We start from the raw sequence: 17,927 nt of genomic DNA, 5'->3' as shown, positions 1-17,927 counted from the left end.
CAGGCTCAGCCTGCGCTTTCGCCAACTAGTCGCTCTTGCGCCCGACGCAACGCAACATGCTGGATTCCCATTAGAGTCGCCTCGTCGCCCAACCCGGTCACCTCGACCCGCGTCGGAACCGACAACTCGTCGGCGACCCGCCTGACCTGCGGCAAAATCAGGTTGTTCTGACCAATACCACCCCCAAGAACGACCAGCCCCGGATCAAGCACGGCAACGCATGCCGCAACAAGCCTGCCGATATCGCGGGCGTAGTGCTCGACCCGCTCGATGGCGGCGGCATGCCCCTGCCCGGCCAGACGGAAAAGATCGATGGCATCGGTGGGTGGCGTTTCGCCATCCGGCCAATCGCCGCGAACACGCCGCAAGAGCGACTCGGAGCCCAGGTAGTTCTCCAGCTCCTCCTGCCTCGGCTCGGCATCGGGCGACCACGGGAAAGGCAGATAGCTGACCTCGCCCGCACCGCCATTGCAGCCGCGCACCAGTTCGCCGCCCAATACGATGCCCATGCCGATCTTGACCCCTACCTGGATATAAGCGAAATCGTCCACCCCGCTGGCGACACCTTTCACGCCTTCGGCCAAGGCAGCGCAATTGACGTTGTTTTCCAGAATGAGCGGCAATTCGGCGGCTATCCCGGCCTCGTCGATCAGGCGTTGGTGCAACGCGATCTCTTCCGGCTGGTCCAGTTCGCGGCTAACCTTGGTCGGCAAGGCAATCCCGATGGCGCGCAAATTCCCCCAGTCTTCACGAGCCTCGGCCATGGCAGCGCGGACGGCCTGAACGACGACAGAGGTCAGTTCGGCGCTGAAACGGCGCTGCTCGGTGGCAAGCTGATAGCCCCCGCCATACAGGGTGTGCCCGTCCAGCGTCGAAGCCCGCAACCGCACAAAGGTCGAACCGGCATCCACGACGATAACATGCCCGGCCCCCGCCCCGATCCGGTACATGGCCGGCTTACGCCCGGTGCTCCCGTCCCGCAGACCCATGGCCTCGACATACCCGGCGCGGGCAAGATCGCTCATGGCGGCGGACAGGGTCGGCCGCGACAGGCCAAGGCGCCGTGCCAGATCGGGCCGGGTCGCCTCCCCCTCGCGCGCGAGGCAGAGGAACACGTTTCTCGCGCTTGCGGTCAGTTTAGGCTCGGCGGGTCCGGACTTGCTGGAATTCAAACGGAATCCTTTCAGTGTAGAGTACGCGGTGACTTCCTTGGGCCTCGACCTCCTGGCGCGATTCGCCGATACGCAGAAGATCGGAACGACCGCCCGGACAAGCCAATAATGCATATGCATTTCAGTTCAAGAGGCACAAAATGCTCGGCCCGACCTGCGGAAAATGCGGATCAGGCGTATCGGAACACGCCAACCAAGTAACGATCTCGGCCATCAATCGCAACTTTCCCGGCCGCGGCAGTTCCGGCCAGACCTGGCTGGCCAGCCCGCCAACCGTGGTTGTCAGCACCATCGCCGGGTGCATCTGTTCGTTTGAATAGTTGCAAAAAGTGTGTTGGGAGGGACGGGAACGGAATGAGGCGTATCACCAAGAACAACCAACACGGGACGCCTGTAGAGGTATACGGGCCATATCGCCTATAAGCGCGCGAAATGATGCATCCTAGGTGCTTCGGCCCCTTCCAGAACGTGTTTGGATGCGGGCTCTCCTACGCCCGATTTGAACCTCTGTCTGGTTAAAGGGCTGATGTTATTTAATAAGAGGTTCTGGCTTGGGCGAATTCTATGCAAATGCAAGAAGCGCGCCGTTTGGCGCGCTGTGCGTAAACTACTGGTTTATATGGATGTTTTTGGTTCCAATTGGTTGCGGGGGCTCCCAACCACCGATAGCAACACTTGCTGCAAGTCTCTGTTTAAAAAATAGAAATCGTCGTTAGCGTCACTTCCCTCATGCCACCAGGAGTACAAGCGACCAGACAAACCTCGAACCAAAGACCCTTAAGTCAGTCAGAAGCCGGATAGACTTCTCTGTCAATAGTCACGCCCAGATAAGTGATCTATCCTCGGTTTTCTCAAGCAGCTGAGGCCGGGCCGGTATCCATCCCGGGACACACACCATCAGCTTTTATTGCCTGAGGCGGGTAGCCATCCCTATCCGTCTGAGACCATTTCACCCTGGCTCGCAAACCTGTTGCCCGAGGAAGAACAGCTTCAAATCCTGACCCGATCCCTGGGGCTCGACAGGGCCGACACCCTCGCCGTTCTGGCTGAGATCGGCGGCGACACCGCCGGTGCCCTGTCGTTCGGTTTCCCGCCGGATCGGAACGCCTGGGGCTGGACACCTCTGACGGATCTCTATGCAGTCGCCAATCCGCAGGAGGCGCTGGAGCGGCATTTCGAGGATCTCGGCCCCCGCCCCTTTCTCGTCGGTGAGGAAGGGGTCCGGCAATCGCTGGCCGGTGGACAGAAGAAATCGGCCCTTGCGGTGCTTTCGCCCGACGGCACGCCCGTTCTGCGGCTGCCGCAGCCGGGCGACGTGCTGGCCGTACTACGCGATGGTGTGAATCGGCGTGGGGCTCCAACGCCAATCGGCACCATAAGTTATTGAATTTCCCAATCGGGGCAAGGTCAATCGGTGATGCCGATTCACATCGACTGTTGCCTCGCTGACCGAAAGCGCCTGGCAAAGCTGTAGCTTGGGAATCAGCAGTGTGCCGCTGTCCGAGGCAGCAACCGGAAATGCGACGGCCAATCAGACAGATCGAACCAGACGCTACCCGAAATGCTACCTTTCCGTATGGAATGCGGAGTAAATACAGCGGAAACAGTCGATTGGAAAGAAAGACCGGGGGGCAGGCAGCCCCCCGGCCATCGCGGGACGCAACCACCGGGATGTCAGGCCGGGATCCGGATTACCCTCAATGCCCCAGGATCTGGCTCAGGAACAGCTTGGTGCGCTCTGACCGCGGATTGTGGAAGAAATCATGCGGGTTGTTCTGCTCGACGATCTGGCCCTGGTCCATGAAGATCACCCGGTTCGCCACGGCCTGCGCAAAGCCCATCTCGTGGGTCACGCAGATCATCGTCATCCCCTCTTCGGCGAGTTCGATCATCGTGTCGAGGACCTCCTTGATCATCTCGGGGTCCAGCGCCGAGGTCGGTTCGTCGAAGAGCATGATCTTGGGCTGCATGCAAAGCGAGCGCGCGATTGCCACCCGCTGCTGCTGTCCGCCGGAAAGCTGGCCGGGATATTTGCCCGCCTGTTCGGGGATCTTCACCTTTTCCAGATATTCCATCGCGGTCGCCTCGGCCTGCCGGCGCGGCGTCTTGCGCACCCAGATGGGCGCCAGCGTGCAGTTTTCCAGCACGGTCAGATGCGGGAACAGGTTGAAATGCTGGAACACCATCCCGACTTCCGAGCGGACCTTGTCGATATTCTTGATATCGCTGGTCAGCTCGATCCCGTCGACGACGATCCGGCCCGCCTGGTGTTCCTCCAACCGGTTGATGCAGCGGATCAGCGTCGATTTGCCCGAGCCCGAGGGCCCGGCGATCACGATCCGCTCGCCGCGATGGACGGTCAGGTCGATATCGCGCAGCACGTGGAAACTCCCGAACCACTTGTTCATGGAGCTGACCTCGATGGCGACCTCGTCGCTGATGGTCATCTGGCTGGGGTCGATCCTGCGGGTCACGGCTTCGCTCATGGCAGCCTCCTTACCTGTTGTCACGCTGCAGCCGGCGTTCGAGATACATCGAGTAGCGCGACATGCTGAAGCAGATGATGAAGAAGATGGCGCCGGTGAAGATGAACGGCTCCCAGTAGATGCCCTTCCAGGCGAAATTGGCGCGCACGAAATCCGAGATCCCCTTCAGCGGATCGAACAGCCCGACAAAGGTGACCAGGGTGGTGTCCTTGAACATGCCGATAAAGGTCGAGACGATGCCGGGAATGCTGATCTTCAGCGCCTGCGGCAGGATGATCAGGCGCTGCGCCTTCCAGTAGTCCAGCCCCAGGGAATCGGCAGCCTCGTATTGCCCCTTGGGCAAGGCCGCCAGCCCGCCGCGTATCACCTCGGCCATATAGGCGGCGGCGAAGACCGTCACCATGATGATGACCCGCAGGATGATGTCGAAATCCGTGCCCGGCGGCAGGAAATAGTTCAGCAGCAGCGAGGCGACGAAAAGCAGGGAGATCAGCGGCACGCCACGGATGAACTCGATGAAGATCACTGCCAGGCTGGTCACCAGGAACATGTCCGAGCGCCGTGCCAGCGCAAGGATGATGCCGATCGGCAGGGACAGGGCGATGCCCGCGACGCCGATGGTGATGGCCAGAAGGAAGCCGCCGAATTTCTCGGATTGGACGGAGGTGATACCCAGGGGCAGCAGGTTCTGCAGATCCCCCGCCGCCTCGCCTGTGAAGCCGATCCACCAGATCAGCGTCACCAGGATTCCCGCAACCACCGCCAGCATCGGTGAGACGATGCCGACAAGCCGCCAGCCCAGCCAGCCGAGACCGATCCCCGCCAGCACCATCAGCGGCGCCCACAGGGTTCCTCCCCATAACAGGAAAACGCCGATCAGCGGGTAGAGCGCCGAAAAGATCAGCAGCCAGCCCGCATGACGCTCGGCAAGGATGGTGGCGCCGATCATGACGATCGCGCTCAGCAGGAAGGCGGCGGTCGGCACGCCGAGCACCTGCATGAACAGCAATGTGGCCACGGTTGTCGCGACCAGCACGATTCGCCGGATTTGCTGCGTCTCGGAAAACAGGATCGGGGCCAGCGCGACCATCAGCAGGCCAAAGGCCAGCAAGGGCCGCCAATAGAGGCTGGGCGGGTAGAAGCCGAACATGTATTGATGCCAGCGCTCGCGGATGACCGCGAAACAGGCACCGCGCGCACCCTCGCCCCATGTGGCGGCGATGATCTCGCGGCATTGCGCCAGGCTGTCGGCGTTCCAGACCGAATGCGCGAACCAGTCCCAGAAATGGCTGACAAGGAACCAGATGATCGCCAGGCCGAGCACTGTCAGCAACGTGTTGACCGGGCCGGAGAACAGGTTCTCGCGCAGCCATTTCACCGCCCCGGCCTCGCGGATCGGGGGCGGCTCGGGCGGCAGCATGGTTTCGCGGAAGAAGGCGGCGTCGCGGGTGGAGGTCTTGCTCATCTCAGCGCTCCTTCAGCTTGACGCGGCTGTTGAAGACATTCATCCCGCCCGAGATCATCAGGCTGAGGATCAGGTAGATCAGCATCATCAGCACGATCGACTCCAGTTCGCGGCCGGTCTGGTTCAGCGTCGTTCCGCCAAGCGTGCCGCGCAAGTCCATGTAGCCGACCGCGATGGCCAGCGAGCTGTTCTTCATCAGGTTCAGATATTGCGAGATCAGCGGCGGGATGATGACCCGCAGCGCCTGCGGCAGGATCACCAGGTTCATCGTCCTGTTGGGCCGCAGGCCCAGGGCAAAGGCCGCCTCGCTCTGCCCATGGCTGACCGAGAGGATACCGGCGCGCACGATCTCGGCGATGAAGGCCCCGGTATAGAGCGTCAGCGCCAGCCACAGCACGACGAAGGCATTGCCCAGGTTGATGCCGCCGGCAAAGTTGAAGCCCTTCAATTCGGGCGCCAGCAGGTGCAGGCCGAAATACCAGATCAGCAGCAGCGAGGGCACGGTCATCACGGCGAGATTGATCCACCATGTCGTCGGGCGGATGCCGGTGCGGTCCTGTATGGCCTGCGCCCGGTCCAGGATCGCGCCGCGGATGAACCAGCCGCCGATGATCGCCACCAGGAAGGCGATGACCGCCCAGTTGACGGTGATCCGCGCGCCCAGGTCGAGCGTGCCGGGATCGTTGGTCATGCCAAGCGCCGGGATCGCGGTATAGCGGTTGGTCAGCGCGACCTGGTCGAACAGGATCTTCGACCAGGCCGGGTCCTCGCCGCGATAGGCGTTCGGCGGCGGCATGATCTCGGTGAAGAGAGCATAGATGATCAGGATCCACAGCAAGAGCGGGATATTGCGGAAGGTCTCGACATAGATGGTCATCAGCCGGGCGAAGAGCCAGTTCTTCGACAGGCGGGCAACGCCGATGGACACCCCGAGGATCGTCGCCGCCACGCAGCCCAGCACCGAGACGATGATGGTGTTCAGGAGCCCGACAATCGTCGCCCGGAGATGCCAGTCATCCGAATTATAGGGGATCGACGTTTGCGGGATGTCATAGCCTGCCCGCTGGAACAGGAAGCCGAAATTGAAATCCTTGCCCTGTGCGGCGAGATTCTGGATCGTGTTGTTCACCAGCCACCATGCCACTGCCATGACCAGGATGAAGACGATCACCTGGAAGGTCATGGAGCGGTAGCGCCGGTCATAGACCAGCATGCTCACCCGGAACGGCTGGTCAGCCGGTAGCGGAGCGTCCGTCATATATGCTTCCCTGTCGCCGGTCCGCGGCTTTGGCGCCGCTTGCTATCGACCGGATTTCATTCTTGCAAAGGCAATGGAGGCGCGGATGCGCCCCCATCTTTCACCGATCAGCGGAACGGTTGCGCGTAAAGCAGGCCGCCCTGCGTCCACTGGGCATTCAGCCCGCGGGTCAGCCCGATCGGGGTCTGTTCCCCGATATTGGCCGCGAAGATCTCGCCGTAATTGCCGCTGGCCTGGATGGCCCGCTTGGCCCATTCGTTGTCCAGCCCGATCATCGCGCCCAATTCTCCGGATACGCCCAGGAGCCGCTGAACCTCGGGATTGTCCGAGGATTTCACCAGTTCCTCGATATTCTTCGAGGTCACCCCGTATTCCTCGGCGGCGATCAGCGCGTTCAGCGTCCAGCGGACGATGTCGCCCCAGTTGTTGTCGCCATGGCGCACGGCAGGGCCGAGCGGCTCTTTCGAGACGACCTCGGGCAGGATGACGTGATTTTCAGGATCGGCGAAGGCCGCCCGGGTCGCGGCAAGGCCCGAGATGTCGGTCGTGTAGGCATCGCATGCCCCGGCCATGTATTGCTGCTCACCCTCGGCATTGCTGTCGATATTGACCGGCTGGTAGCTGAGATCATTGGCCTTGAAGTAATCGGCCAGGTTCAGTTCGGTCGTGGTGCCGGTCTGGATGCAGATCGTGGCGCCGTCCAGTTCCTTGACCGATGTGACCCCCAGATCCTTGGGCACCATGAAGCCCTGCCCGTCGTAATAGTTCACACCGGCGAAATCGAGCTTGAGATCGGTATCGCGCGAGAATGTCCAGGTCGAGTTCCGGGCCAGCATGTCCACCTCGCCCGAGGACAGGGCGGTGAAACGGGTCTGGCCGGTCGTCGGCACATATTTCACCTTGGAGGGATCGCCCAGAACGGCAGCGGCGACCGCCTTGCACAGATCGATGTCGAAGCCCGCCCAGTTGCCATTGGCATCGGGCGCGGCAAAGCCCACCAGCCCGGTGTTGACGCCACAGTTCAGTTCGCCACGGGCCTTCACATCGGCAAGGGTATCGGCCATGCCCATACCCGCAGTCATACCGGCAACCGCGATGCTGCCCAAGAATACCGTTTTTTTCATGTTTACCTCGTTGTTGGAGCCCAGAGCCATGCAGTCTGCCCTGCCCAGAGTTCATGGGGCCTGTTGATCAAGCCGCGATTTCTGATCGGGACCGCAACGGACACGCGGTCGATACAAGCAACATCTTGCCGATCCTGTCCCACAGGTCAAGCATGGCGCCCCAATCGGAAAGTTCAACTTTTACACGAAAGCTGATGAAACCGTGCCGCCGATCGCATCGCATCAAGCGATTGCCAGCCGCCGCCTCGGCCTCTTCGTCCCGCCCCCACTGGCTGCTCTGCCAGGTTTCATCGATGCGCGACAGGCGATGCGCGTCCTCTGCGCTCAACCTTCCACGAAGAACGGCCAGCCCCAGGACGAGGGAACCGGGCAGTGTCACAAGGTCGTGCAGCGCCATCAGGCCAAAGCTGTCGAGCATATCCATTTCCGCCCGCAACCGCGCCAGCGAATCATCGGGCTGCCGGACCGGGACGATCCCATGGGTGATCCGCAGCGGCGCCCGCAACTCGGTGGCGGCCCAATCGATCAGCGGGTCCCAGCCCTCGGCCTGCATCCGCAGCAATTCCTCGGGCTGCTCGGCCCGGTAGCACAGCAGGTCGGTGCCGCCATATTCGGCAAGCATGGCCGCGACATCGGCAAATTGCGGACGGATTTTCTCGATGGCGGAATTCGCCGCGCGGGTCAGCGGCATGGCGTTGGGATCGATGATCTCGGTCTGCGCGTCCCATTCGGCGGCGATGGCCTGCGCGAGCGCCTTGGTCGGCAGGATCAGCGGCTGCTTGCCCGGCGTCCGCAATGGGCGTTCGTCCAGCAGGATCTCCCATCCGTCATTCGCCGGGCGCGTGCCCGCCGCCTTCCAGAACCGCCGCGCCTTCCATTCGCTCATGCCGCCCACTCCGTGATCGCGGCGGTAAGCGCCGGGAAGTCGGGCGCGACAAGCGCCGCCCCGGCATCATGCAGCGCCGCCACGGGATGATAGCCCCATGCGACGCCGAAACCGGGCATTCCGGCAGCAACCGCCATCTCGATATCGAATGCCGTGTCACCGATCATGACCGCCGACCCGGCATCCGTCCCGCTCTCTGCCAATGCCGCCTCGAGCATCGAGGGATTCGGCTTGGAGGGATGGTCGTCCGCCGTCTGCAACGAGACGAAGCGGCCCTCCAGCCCATGCGCCTCGATCATCGCCCGCAGGCCCCGGCGCGATTTGCCGGTAGCCACCGCCAGCAGCAGGTCGTCGCGCGCCGACAGCGCGTCCAGGCAATCACGCGCACCGGGATAAAGCGGGGCGGGCGCGGCCTTGCGGGCGCTCATGAAGGAGTCCTTGTAGCCCTGCACGATCCGCGATTGCGTGGGTTCGTCGGTCCCGGGCGCCAGGCGGGCGACGGCGACCGGCAGGGACAGGCCGACGATGCCAAGCACCTGGGATTGCGGCAGCGGCGCCAGGCCGGCAGCCACGAAGGCATGGCTCATGGCGTGGTGGATATGGTGCTGGCTATCGACCAGCGTGCCGTCCACATCGAAGATGACCAGCTTCATTCTTCCTCCGCGAAGGGATCGTCGGGCACGTCATTCTCGTGCCAGCCCAGGGTTTTCCACGTGCGCTGCATATGGTCGGGCAAGGGCGCGGTCAGCGTCATCCGCCGCTTGGTGATCGGGTGATCGAAAGACAGGCTGCGGGCATGCAGATGCAACTTGCGGCTGATCTCTCCGCCAAGCTGCGCGCCCCAGCCATCGCCCAGGTTCTCTTGCCCCGAGCCGCCATATTTGCCGTCGCCGACGATGGGATGGCCCAGCTCGGCCATATGCGCGCGAAGCTGATGCGTGCGCCCGGTGATCGGAACCAGCGCGCACCAGCTTGCGCGCGTGCCCAATGCGTCCAGCACGGCATAATCGGTGGTCGCCCGCTTGGCGCCCTCGGTCGAGGCGATGTCGCGGGGATGGACGGCGATCATCTTCTCGCCCTCGCCGCCGCGCCCGTGGCCAGCGGCCTTGACCAGACCGTAGCGCACCGTGCCCATGCGCGGATTGGGCACACCCGCCACCGCCGCCCAGTAGATCTTGCGGGTCGTGCGCGAGCGGAACGCCTCGGAGAGCGCGCGGGCGATGCGGTCGGTGCGGGCGAGCAGCAGCAGGCCCGAGGTGTCCTTGTCCAGCCGGTGCACCAGCTTGGGCCGGTCCTTGAAGCCGAACATCAGCGCCCCGGTCAGCCCGTCGACGTGGCGATTGCCCTGCCCGCTGCCGCCCTGCGACGGCAGGCCCGGAGGCTTGTTCAGCGCGATGATATGCTCGTCCTTCCACAGCACCGCCTGCTGGATCATCTTCTGGTCGCTGTCGGGAATGCGCGGGCCGTCGGACCTGACCCGGGCGGGCACGGACCGGGCGTAGGGCCGGGCCTCGGGCAAGGGCGGCACGCGCACCTCCTGCCCCGCCTCGATCCGGGTGGAGGACTTGACCCGCCCGCCATCGACGCGCAACTGCCCGGTGCGGCACATCTTCTCGACCGCGCCTTGCGACAGTTGGGGAAAGCGCTTCTTCAGCCAACGGTCAAGGCGCTGGTCGCCCTCGTCATGGCCCACGCGGATCAGTTGCACGCCGCTCATGCGAAAAGCCCCCGGCCGACGGCCAGCCCCGCCGTCACCGCGAAAAGCGACAGCACGACCGAAACCGATATGTAAATGATGGTGTCCGCCATCTGGCCACGTTCCCACAGGGTCATCGCGTCCAGCGAAAAGGCCGAGAAGGTGGTGAAGCCGCCAAGAACGCCGGTCAGCAGGAACGGCGCGTAATGGTTGTGCCAGCGATGCGCCATGAAGGCCGCCAGAAGGCCCATGGCGAAGCTGCCCAGCACGTTCACGAGGCCGGTGGCGATGGGAAAGCCCGGCCCGTGCCACGCGATGGCGCGATAGACCGCGTAGCGCGCCGTCGCGCCGATTGCTCCGCCCAAGGCGACCTGAAGGAATGGATTCATCATGGCGCGGTGATGTGGCGCGGCGGTGGCAAAGTCAACCACCGCCGCCCTCGCAGGCCCCGCCATCCGCTGGAATCATCCACCGGGAATCCGGGGCCTGCGCATGTGCCGATGGCGCGAGGGGAAGCGCGCCATCGGCGGGGGGGACCGATCAGCCGTTCAGCATTGGCAGGCCGTGTTTCCCGTGCCGCTCGACCAATTGCTTGATCTGCTTGCCCTTCTCGGGGATCAGGCGGGCGGGCTCGGCGATGAAATCCGGTTCGGTGATCTGCGGAAAGAGCGTCTCGATCTCTTTCCTTGCCTCGGGCGGCACGCTTTGCAGCGCGACCGGGCCGGTGAACAGGCTTTCGGTCGGCGCGTCCTCGGAAAAGATCACCTGATGCTTGTCGAACAGGATGTGGAAATAGGTCACATCCTCGACATCCCCGGCGATCTCGATGCCGCTCATGCCGACCAGCTTGTTGGCGGGGATCAGGATTTCCTCGGCGCCGAACATGCGCTGCGCGATCTTCGAGCGGACCAGGACCCGGTGCTGACGGCTGACCATCAGATCCCGCTTGGGCAAGCCGTTCCCGAGCGCGCCCGCAGGGATACGGATCGGGAGCAGCTTGGGGTTATGCGCCAGATCGACGGCATCGCGTTTGGTCGAGCCGATCCAGCGGATGGGCTGATAGCCGTCGTCAAGGGTGGCGATCATGTCGCCGGGCTGGAGTTCCTCGACAGGTTTGTTGCCTTGGTTGGTTTCGATCAGGGTGCCGGAGGTGAAGCAGGGGATGGGCGATACAGCGTCCGTTATATGGGCGTCGATTCTGACATTGTCTATCCATCCTTTTCCCGCGTTGGCACCGGTTCGTCCACCCATCCAAAGCTGATAACCATCTTGCGGAGTGGTCTGCCATTCATTGTTTGGGATGGTGGCATTTACCGTATATCCCTCGGGGTCAATTACTTCCCCCGATATTTGATCCGCTCCCCCCCATACTACAGTCACTTCCCCGTCCGCTGTAACTTTAATATCGAAATGACTGTCTTTGAGCTCTTCCGGATTATACGCCGCGAGACTGGTGCTACCGATCACCTCTCCATTCCATGTGACTCTTAGCACGTCTTCGAATGGAAGCATTGATACAGATAATCCCTGTTCGCTACCCAATTCATATTTTGTACCATCTTGTCCTGGAGTATCACCCTCCCCCTTTCCGAACGTAAATGCCATGCCATCGGCACGGCCATTACCGGTCTCTTCAGATCCTTCCTGGCCGGAAAATTTGTAGTAAACATTTACATGAAGAGTATCAACCCTCTCACCCCCATTTAGAATTGAATAGTCGTTGTTCTGATTGTCATAGAACTGCACAAGCGCTCGCGAATTTTCACCATTGTATAGATAAGGTGCCCCAAAATTCTGCTCTACACCCAAGCCGGTTTTACCGACAGTATCACTAATGCGATACAGCCCACCCTCGTTTGGGACATTCCTGTCGAACGTGGTGAAGTAATTAAAATTTCTATCTACCATTTTCTTTCACTCTTTCAAACCCATAAACCACAAAGCCCGCAACCGCAGCACTTCGCACTAAAGACTCCCCCAGCAAGGGAATCGCTACTTTTTCTGATAGCACCCGAATATAGCTGCGCAACCTGATATTCGCAGATCGGTTAATTCGGTTAACCGGATATCATCGCCAAATATAAGCAGACATCTTCAAGACCCTCTCAGTAACTCGTTAACTTCCTCGAACCAATCCGAGGACCGAACTCTTTCACAACTCGGTAAACGTATCACGGGATCCCGGACCGCGCAGCCCCGCTGCGAAAGAAATTCCTGAAATCTGCACCACATCCGGAACAGATCCCGCGATTATTTCCATTCCGGCACCCCTAAAGCGATCACCCGCCCCGCCTGAGCCGCTGCGCGACGAACCAGTCCAGCCGTTTCTTCAGCTCTCGTTCGAATCCGCGTTCGATCGGGGTGTAGAGGACCGGGCGTTTCATGCCCTCGGGGAAATAGTCCTGGCCCGAGAACCCGTCCTCGGCATCGTGGTCATAGGCGTAGCCGCGCCATAGCCTGATCCTTCATCATCTTCGTGGGCGCGTTCAGGATATGGGCGGGCGGCATCAGGCTGCCGGTGCGCCTCGCCTCGGCGCGCGCGCCCTTGTAGGCGACATAGCCCGCGTTGGATTTCGGCGACAACGCAAGGAAGATCACCGCCTGCGCCAGCGCCAGCTCTCCCTCGGGGCTGCCGAGGCGTTCATAGAGCGCCCATGCATCCAGGCAATGCCGCGCCGCCGCCGGTTCGGCCAGCCCGATATCCTCGATCGCCATGCGGGTGATGCGGCGGGCGAGATAGCGCGGATCCTCGCCCCCCTCCAGCATCCGGGCGAGCCAGTAGAGCGCGGCATCCGGGTCCGAGCCGCGCACCGATTTATGCAGGGCCGAGATCAGGTTGTAATGCTCGTCCCCCGACTTGTCGTATTTGGCGGCGCGGCGCATCAGCCGGTTGGCCATGGCCTGCGCGTCCAGCGGCGTGCCGGTTTTCCACGCCGCCACCTGCTCGATCAGGTTCAGGACGGCACGGCCATCGCCATCCGCCATTTCCAGCAGCGCCTCGCGCGCCTCGGCGGTCAGGGGGAGCTTGCGGCCCAGTTCCCCCTCGGCCCGCTGCGCGAGGCGTTCCAGGTCGGCAAGGCTCAGCCGTTCCAGCACGATCACCTGCGCGCGCGACATGACGGCGGCGTTCAGCTCGAAGGACGGGTTCTCGGTCGTGGCGCCGACCAGAAGGATGGTGCCATCCTCCATATGCGGCAGGAAACTGTCCTGCTGGGCCTTGTTGAAGCGGTGGATCTCGTCAACGAAAAGCAGGGTGCCGCGCCCCTGTCCGCGGCGCAGCCGGGCGGCCTCGAACACCTTGCGCAGGTCCGGGACGCCGGTGAAGATCGCGCTGATCTGGACAAAGGCGAGGTCGGTTTCATCGGCCAGCAGCCGGGCGATGGTGGTCTTGCCCACCCCCGGCGGCCCCCAGAGGATCAGCGAGGAGAGGCTGCCCGCCGCCAGCATCGAGCCGAGCGGCCCATCCGGGCCAAGCACGCGGTCCTGCCCGATCACATCCTGCAGCCGCGCGGGGCGGATCCTGTCGGCCAGCGGACGCATCGCCGGGTTGGGCGGCGATTCGGATGAGGCGGGGGTGTCGAACAGATCGGCCATGTCACGCGCATTCTAGGATGCGGGCAAGGGGACCGAAAGCCCCGATCCTTCCGGCGGGATTACAGCAGACGGTATTCCTGGGCCCGTTGCAGGGCCTCGGCGGTGGTGCGGGCCATCAGCCGCTTTCGGGTCGAGATCAGCCGGGCCTTGAAGGCACTTTCCGTGATGCCGAGCTTTGCCGCCGCCTCTGCATGCCGGTCGCCATCCGCGATACGGCGCAGGGCGTCCTTCTGTGCCCTGGTCAGCCCGGCAGGCGGTTCGGTTATCGCGTGCAACTGCCGGATGATGGCCGAAGCCCTGTCGATTTCGCCGTCGCTGAATTCGCGTTCGCCATTGGTCAGCCCCGCGATGCTGCGAGAGGCAATCGGGCCATGCGAGACGGTCAGGCCATGGGTCAGGCCGTGATCGGCAGCCGCCCGCATGATGCCGAACGGGTCCGGGACGGGCAGCGCCGACCATCTGCATGCCCCGGTGGCCGAGAATCCCCAAGCCATGACCGGATCGCGCAGGGCAAAGCCGTTGCGGGAATAGAATTCCGTCCAATCCTCTGGATAGGTCTGGAATTGCATCAGCGGGGCAGCGTGCCGGATATGCAAGGCCACGAAATATCCCGCCGGTGCGATCACGCCCAACTTTTTCAATGCAACACTGATTTCTGCGCGTGCAGTCATGTTTTCTAAATCGGTCCCTTGTTAAACCTACAATATCACGACAGTTGAAACAATCTTGTATTGCCAAATGGTTAATACACCGGAATTGTTCCATCGCCGGAACGATCACATGAAAAAATATCCATATCACAACATTTCACACCCGGACACGGGCCGGAAAACCGCCTGATTCCCCGTTTCATGCTGCAAAAGCAAAAACCCCGCCGCTGTTCTCAGCGACGGGGTTTTTCGTTCTTGTTGCCGTGCCCGGCGCTGTTCAGCCTTCGTCGCCCTCAGTGGTTTCGGCTTCGACACGCGCAAGGTCGGCCGCGCCCTTGGCGCTCGGATCGCGGTCGACCAGTTCGATGATCGCCATCGGCGCCATGTCGCCATAGCGGAAACCGGCCTTCAGCACGCGGACATAGCCGCCCTGGCGCTCCTTGTAGCGCTCGCCCAGGACTTCGAACAGCTTGGCGACATGGATGTCCTGCTTGAGCTGCGAGGCGCCTGGCGGCGGGCATGCAGATCGCCGCGCTTGGCCAGCGTGATCAGCTTCTCGACGATGGGACGCAGTTCCTTGGCCTTGGGCAGGGTCGTCTTGATCTGCTCGTGCTCGATCAGCGAGCCAGCCATGTTGGCGAACAGCGCCTTGCGGTGTTCGTGGGTGCGGTTGAGACGGCGATAGCCGCGAGCGTGACGCATTTCATTTCTCCATTGACGTCTTTTGCTTTGTCCGGCGGCCCATGCGTGCGGGCCACTCTCCTTGGGGCGGAATGCCCGGGGTTTGACGGGGCGGGATCAACCCGCCACCATCAGAATTACCGCTTCAGAACTGATCGTCGAAGCGCTTGGCCAGGTCCTCGATATTCTCCGGCGGCCAGTCCACGACATCCATGCCCAGATGCAGGCCCATGCCCGAGAGCACTTCCTTGATCTCGTTCAGGGATTTGCGGCCGAAATTCGGGGTCCGCAGCATCTCGGCCTCGGTCTTCTGGATCAGGTCGCCGATATAGACGATATTGTCGTTCTTCAGGCAGTTGGCCGAACGGACCGACAATTCCAGCTCGTCCACCTTCTTGAGCAGGCGCGGATCGAATTCCAGACCGTCGTCGCTGTCCTGGCGGCTGGCCGATTCCGGTTCCTCGAAATTGACGAAGACCGAAAGCTGGTCCTGGACGATGCGGGCGGCATAGGCCACGGCGTCTTCCGGGGTCAGCGAACCGTCCGTCTCGATCTTCATGGTCAGCTTGTCGTAATCCAGCACCTGGCCCTCGCGGGTCGGGGTGACTTCATAGCTGACACGCTTGACCGGCGAGAAGATCGCGTCGATCGGGATCAGGCCGATGGGTGCATCCTCGGGGCGGTTCTTGTCGGCAGCGACATAGCCCTTGCCGGTCTGCACGGTCAGTTCCAGGTTCAGATCGGCGCCCTCGTCCAGGTGGCAGATCACGTGATCGCGGTTCAGCACCGTGATCCCGGCCGTTTCCTGGATATCGCTGGCCTTCACCTCGCCCGGACCCTTGGCCGTCAGCGACAGGCGCTTGGGGCCCTCGACTTCCATTTTCAGGGTGACGCCCTTGAGGTTCAGCACGATATCGGTCACATCCTCGCGGACACCGGCGACGCTGCTGAACTCATGCAGGACGTTGTCGATCTGGACCGAGGTGATGGCAGCGCCTTGCAGCGACGACAGCAGCACACGGCGCAGCGCATTGCCGAGCGTCAGGCCGAAGCCCCGCTCCAGCGGCTCTGCGACGAGGGTCGCCGTCCGGGTCGCGTCGGCGCCCGGCTTGACGGCAAGCTGCGTCGGCTTGATCAGTTCGGCCCAATTCTTGTGGATCATGGGTTTGCCTCCATACTTGTTTCCGAGCCCATGACCGAGGCCGGAAACGCCCGAGGTTGAATGCGAAATGTCCGAACCGCGTGCATCACACGCGGTTCGGTGAATGATGATCCAGTATCAGACGCGGCGGCGCTTTGGCGGGCGGCAGCCGTTATGTGCGATCGGGGTCACATCGCGGATGGCGGTGATGTTGAAGCCGACCGCGGCCAGCGCACGCAGCGCCGATTCACGGCCCGAGCCGGGGCCCTGAACTTCGACTTCAAGCGTTCTCACGCCATGTTCCTGCGCCTTGCGGCCAGCGTCCTCGGCAGCCATCTGGGCGGCGTAAGGGGTCGATTTGCGCGAACCCTTGAAGCCCATCGTGCCAGCCGACGACCAGGAGATGGCGTTGCCCTGCACATCCGAGATCAGGATCTTGGTGTTGTTGAAGCTCGAATTCACATGCGCCACGCCGGTGGCGATGTTCTTGCGCTCTTTGCGCTTCATGCGGGTCTTGTCGCGTGCCATATCCGTTCCCCCTTATTTCTTCTTGCCGGCAATAGGCTTTGCCGGGCCCTTGCGGGTGCGGGCATTGGTATGGGTGCGCTGGCCGCGGGTCGGAAGACCACGGCGGTGACGCAGGCCGCGATAGGACCCCATATCCATCAGGCGCTTGACGTTCATCTGCACTTCACGGCGCAGATCGCCTTCGACGGTCAGGTTCTGGTCGATAAATTCGCGAATCTGAAGAACTTCGGCATCCGAGAGTTCGTTCACGCGACGAGTGGCATCGATGCCGGTCGCTTCGCAAATCTGTTGGGCATTGGCAGGACCGATGCCATGGATATAGGTCAGTGCGATGGGGACACGCTTCCCCGTCGGAATATTGACGCCAGCGATACGAGCCACGCGTTATCCTTTTCGGTTGCGGTTCCGTAGCGCCGGAACCTTTTTTCACAACGTAAGGCCCGAAAGCCGTGCCTTCGGGCCATTCTATGATCCACCCGTATAGCGGGTGATTCTCTTGCGAGAAGCCGTGATCTAATCGGAGATCACGTCCGCGTCAAGGGGATAGCTTAACAAGGGCTTGACAAAACCGGATTTCATTGCCGCCCTAGTTTCCATCCAGCGCCGTGTCGATCTGCGACGCCACGATGTCGATCTCGGCAAGACCGTTGACCGGCGTCAGCTTGCCCTTGGCATAGTAGTAGCCGATCAGAGGCGAGGTCTTCTTGTAATATTCCAGCAGGCGGGTGCGCAGGCTGTCTTCGTTGTCATCGGCGCGGCGCTGCAGATCGGTCGAGCCGCAGACATCGCAGACGCCTTCCTTGGCGGTCGGCTTGGTCTCGTCGTGATAGACCTCGCCGCAATTGCCGCAGGTGAAGCGCCCGGTGATCCGGCGCACCAGCGCCTCGTCATCGACCTGCATCTCGATCACGGTATCCAGCGCCGTACCGGTCTCTTCCAGCAGCTTCCCGAGCGCATCGGCCTGAGCCAGCGTGCGCGGGAAACCGTCGAAGATGAAACCCTTGCCGCCCTCGGCCAGTTTCTCGCGGATCAGCCCGATGACGATATCATCCGTGACCAGTTGCCCGCGATCCATGACCTCGGCCACTTTGCGGCCCATCTCGGTCCCCGAGGTCCGGGCGGCGCGCAGCATGTCGCCGGTGGAAAGCTGGACCATGCCCCGCTCTTCGACCAGCTTGCGGGCCTGCGTTCCCTTGCCGGCACCCGGAGGCCCCAGAAGAATGATATTGATCGTCATGTAGCCTGT

Annotated in this window: 17 protein-coding genes and 2 pseudogenes; 2 read left to right on the top strand and 17 right to left on the bottom strand. The window is 62.3% G+C overall.

Translation table 11 applies throughout. The features are described 5' to 3' along the window. Positions 1-5: 5 nt before the first annotated feature. Positions 6-1,172 (bottom strand): ROK family transcriptional regulator, encoded by a 1,167-nt coding sequence (locus tag A7A09_RS13270; RefSeq protein ID WP_211341129.1) that lies wholly within the window; start codon positions 1,170-1,172, stop codon positions 6-8. Positions 1,173-1,312: 140 nt separating this feature from the next. On the opposite strand from A7A09_RS13270, the gene A7A09_RS13265 reads away from it, so the two are divergent. Both A7A09_RS13265 and A7A09_RS13260 read left to right on the top strand, forming a co-directional pair. Then, positions 1,313-1,492, top strand: coding sequence for an aconitase family protein (locus A7A09_RS13265; protein WP_106691856.1), 180 nt, complete (start codon positions 1,313-1,315; stop codon positions 1,490-1,492). A gap of 587 nt (positions 1,493-2,079) precedes the next feature. Further along, positions 2,080-2,559, top strand: coding sequence for a HipA N-terminal domain-containing protein (locus tag A7A09_RS13260; RefSeq protein WP_281277584.1), 480 nt, complete (start codon positions 2,080-2,082; stop codon positions 2,557-2,559). Positions 2,560-2,869: 310 nt separating this feature from the next. On the opposite strand, the gene A7A09_RS13255 is transcribed toward A7A09_RS13260, so the two are convergent. The 16 genes and pseudogenes from A7A09_RS13255 to A7A09_RS13180 all read right to left on the bottom strand — a co-directional run bounded on the left by A7A09_RS13255 (position 2,870) and on the right by A7A09_RS13180 (position 17,918). After that, a complete protein-coding gene (locus tag A7A09_RS13255) occupies positions 2,870-3,658 on the bottom strand; it encodes an amino acid ABC transporter ATP-binding protein (RefSeq protein ID WP_106691854.1) in 789 nt (262 codons plus the stop codon). A 10-nt stretch (positions 3,659-3,668) separates the two neighbouring features. Then, a complete protein-coding gene (locus A7A09_RS13250; protein WP_106691853.1) occupies positions 3,669-5,123 on the bottom strand; it encodes an amino acid ABC transporter permease in 1,455 nt (484 codons plus the stop codon). A gap of 1 nt (position 5,124) precedes the next feature. Beyond that, positions 5,125-6,381 (bottom strand): amino acid ABC transporter permease, encoded by a 1,257-nt coding sequence (locus A7A09_RS13245; RefSeq protein ID WP_245999336.1) that lies wholly within the window; start codon positions 6,379-6,381, stop codon positions 5,125-5,127. 107 nt (positions 6,382-6,488) lie between these two features. After that, positions 6,489-7,505, bottom strand: a complete 1,017-nt coding sequence (locus A7A09_RS13240; RefSeq protein ID WP_106692033.1) for an amino acid ABC transporter substrate-binding protein — start codon at positions 7,503-7,505, stop codon at positions 6,489-6,491. Positions 7,506-7,572: 67 nt separating this feature from the next. Further along, positions 7,573-8,391: an ATP12 family chaperone protein gene (locus A7A09_RS13235; RefSeq protein WP_170167103.1), complete on the bottom strand. Its 819-nt coding sequence runs from the start codon at positions 8,389-8,391 to the stop codon at positions 7,573-7,575. Continuing rightward, positions 8,388-9,044, bottom strand: coding sequence for an HAD-IA family hydrolase (locus A7A09_RS13230; protein ID WP_106691851.1), 657 nt, complete (start codon positions 9,042-9,044; stop codon positions 8,388-8,390). The genes A7A09_RS13235 and A7A09_RS13230 overlap by 4 nt, the downstream gene beginning before the upstream one ends. Then, positions 9,041-10,108, bottom strand: a complete 1,068-nt coding sequence (locus A7A09_RS13225; protein WP_106691850.1) for an RluA family pseudouridine synthase — start codon at positions 10,106-10,108, stop codon at positions 9,041-9,043. Before A7A09_RS13225 ends, A7A09_RS13230 begins: the two co-directional genes overlap by 4 nt. Continuing rightward, a complete protein-coding gene (crcB, locus tag A7A09_RS13220) occupies positions 10,105-10,479 on the bottom strand; it encodes a fluoride efflux transporter CrcB (protein WP_106692032.1) in 375 nt (124 codons plus the stop codon). Before crcB ends, A7A09_RS13225 begins: the two co-directional genes overlap by 4 nt. Before the next feature lie 148 nt (positions 10,480-10,627). Then, positions 10,628-11,995 (bottom strand): Hint domain-containing protein, encoded by a 1,368-nt coding sequence (locus A7A09_RS21540; protein WP_245999335.1) that lies wholly within the window; start codon positions 11,993-11,995, stop codon positions 10,628-10,630. Positions 11,996-12,366: 371 nt separating this feature from the next. Next, positions 12,367-13,681: pseudogene (locus A7A09_RS13210) on the bottom strand (replication-associated recombination protein A). A 59-nt stretch (positions 13,682-13,740) separates the two neighbouring features. Then, positions 13,741-14,352: a helix-turn-helix transcriptional regulator gene (locus A7A09_RS13205; protein ID WP_106691848.1), complete on the bottom strand. Its 612-nt coding sequence runs from the start codon at positions 14,350-14,352 to the stop codon at positions 13,741-13,743. Between the two features lie 256 nt (positions 14,353-14,608). Then, positions 14,609-15,033: pseudogene (gene rplQ, locus A7A09_RS13200) on the bottom strand (50S ribosomal protein L17). Between the two features lie 124 nt (positions 15,034-15,157). Beyond that, complete coding sequence (locus A7A09_RS13195; protein WP_106691847.1) at positions 15,158-16,174, bottom strand: DNA-directed RNA polymerase subunit alpha; 1,017 nt, start codon at positions 16,172-16,174, stop codon at positions 15,158-15,160. 117 nt (positions 16,175-16,291) lie between these two features. Continuing rightward, positions 16,292-16,681, bottom strand: coding sequence for a 30S ribosomal protein S11 (gene rpsK, locus A7A09_RS13190; protein ID WP_106691846.1), 390 nt, complete (start codon positions 16,679-16,681; stop codon positions 16,292-16,294). 12 nt (positions 16,682-16,693) lie between these two features. Continuing rightward, the gene (gene rpsM / locus A7A09_RS13185) at positions 16,694-17,062 is read right to left on the bottom strand and encodes a 30S ribosomal protein S13 (RefSeq protein WP_106691845.1); all 369 of its coding nucleotides are present in this window, start codon (positions 17,060-17,062) and stop codon (positions 16,694-16,696) included. A 205-nt stretch (positions 17,063-17,267) separates the two neighbouring features. Continuing rightward, positions 17,268-17,918, bottom strand: a complete 651-nt coding sequence (locus tag A7A09_RS13180) for an adenylate kinase (RefSeq protein WP_170167102.1) — start codon at positions 17,916-17,918, stop codon at positions 17,268-17,270. Between the last annotated feature and the right edge of the window lie 9 nt (positions 17,919-17,927).

This window comes from Paracoccus methylarcula (genome assembly GCF_003007735.2).
GTDB classification, from domain to species: Bacteria; Pseudomonadota; Alphaproteobacteria; order Rhodobacterales; family Rhodobacteraceae; genus Paracoccus; species Paracoccus methylarcula.
Note: the sequence above shows the minus strand (reverse complement) of the source record. Positions and strands in the feature narration are given on the sequence as shown.

Bases quoted from the DNA above. Each gene is read 5' to 3' on its own strand.
- rpsK (WP_106691846.1), bottom strand. From the start codon at position 16,681: ATGGCACGCGACAAGACCCGCATGAAGCGCAAAGAGCGCAAGAACATC.
- A7A09_RS13240 (WP_106692033.1), bottom strand. From the start codon at position 7,505: ATGAAAAAAACGGTATTCTTGGGCAGCATCGCGGTTGCCGGTATGACT.
- A7A09_RS13195 (WP_106691847.1), bottom strand. From the start codon at position 16,174: ATGATCCACAAGAATTGGGCCGAACTGATCAAGCCGACGCAGCTTGCC.
- A7A09_RS13205 (WP_106691848.1), bottom strand. From the start codon at position 14,352: ATGACTGCACGCGCAGAAATCAGTGTTGCATTGAAAAAGTTGGGCGTG.
- A7A09_RS13225 (WP_106691850.1), bottom strand. From the start codon at position 10,108: ATGAGCGGCGTGCAACTGATCCGCGTGGGCCATGACGAGGGCGACCAG.
- A7A09_RS13250 (WP_106691853.1), bottom strand. From the start codon at position 5,123: ATGAGCAAGACCTCCACCCGCGACGCCGCCTTCTTCCGCGAAACCATG.
- A7A09_RS13235 (WP_170167103.1), bottom strand. From the start codon at position 8,391: ATGAGCGAATGGAAGGCGCGGCGGTTCTGGAAGGCGGCGGGCACGCGC.
- A7A09_RS13265 (WP_106691856.1), top strand. From the start codon at position 1,313: ATGCTCGGCCCGACCTGCGGAAAATGCGGATCAGGCGTATCGGAACAC.
- A7A09_RS13255 (WP_106691854.1), bottom strand. From the start codon at position 3,658: ATGAGCGAAGCCGTGACCCGCAGGATCGACCCCAGCCAGATGACCATC.
- A7A09_RS13230 (WP_106691851.1), bottom strand. From the start codon at position 9,044: ATGAAGCTGGTCATCTTCGATGTGGACGGCACGCTGGTCGATAGCCAG.
- crcB (WP_106692032.1), bottom strand. From the start codon at position 10,479: ATGATGAATCCATTCCTTCAGGTCGCCTTGGGCGGAGCAATCGGCGCG.
- A7A09_RS13180 (WP_170167102.1), bottom strand. From the start codon at position 17,918: ATGACGATCAATATCATTCTTCTGGGGCCTCCGGGTGCCGGCAAGGGA.
- A7A09_RS21540 (WP_245999335.1), bottom strand. From the start codon at position 11,995: ATGGTAGATAGAAATTTTAATTACTTCACCACGTTCGACAGGAATGTC.
- A7A09_RS13245 (WP_245999336.1), bottom strand. From the start codon at position 6,381: ATGACGGACGCTCCGCTACCGGCTGACCAGCCGTTCCGGGTGAGCATG.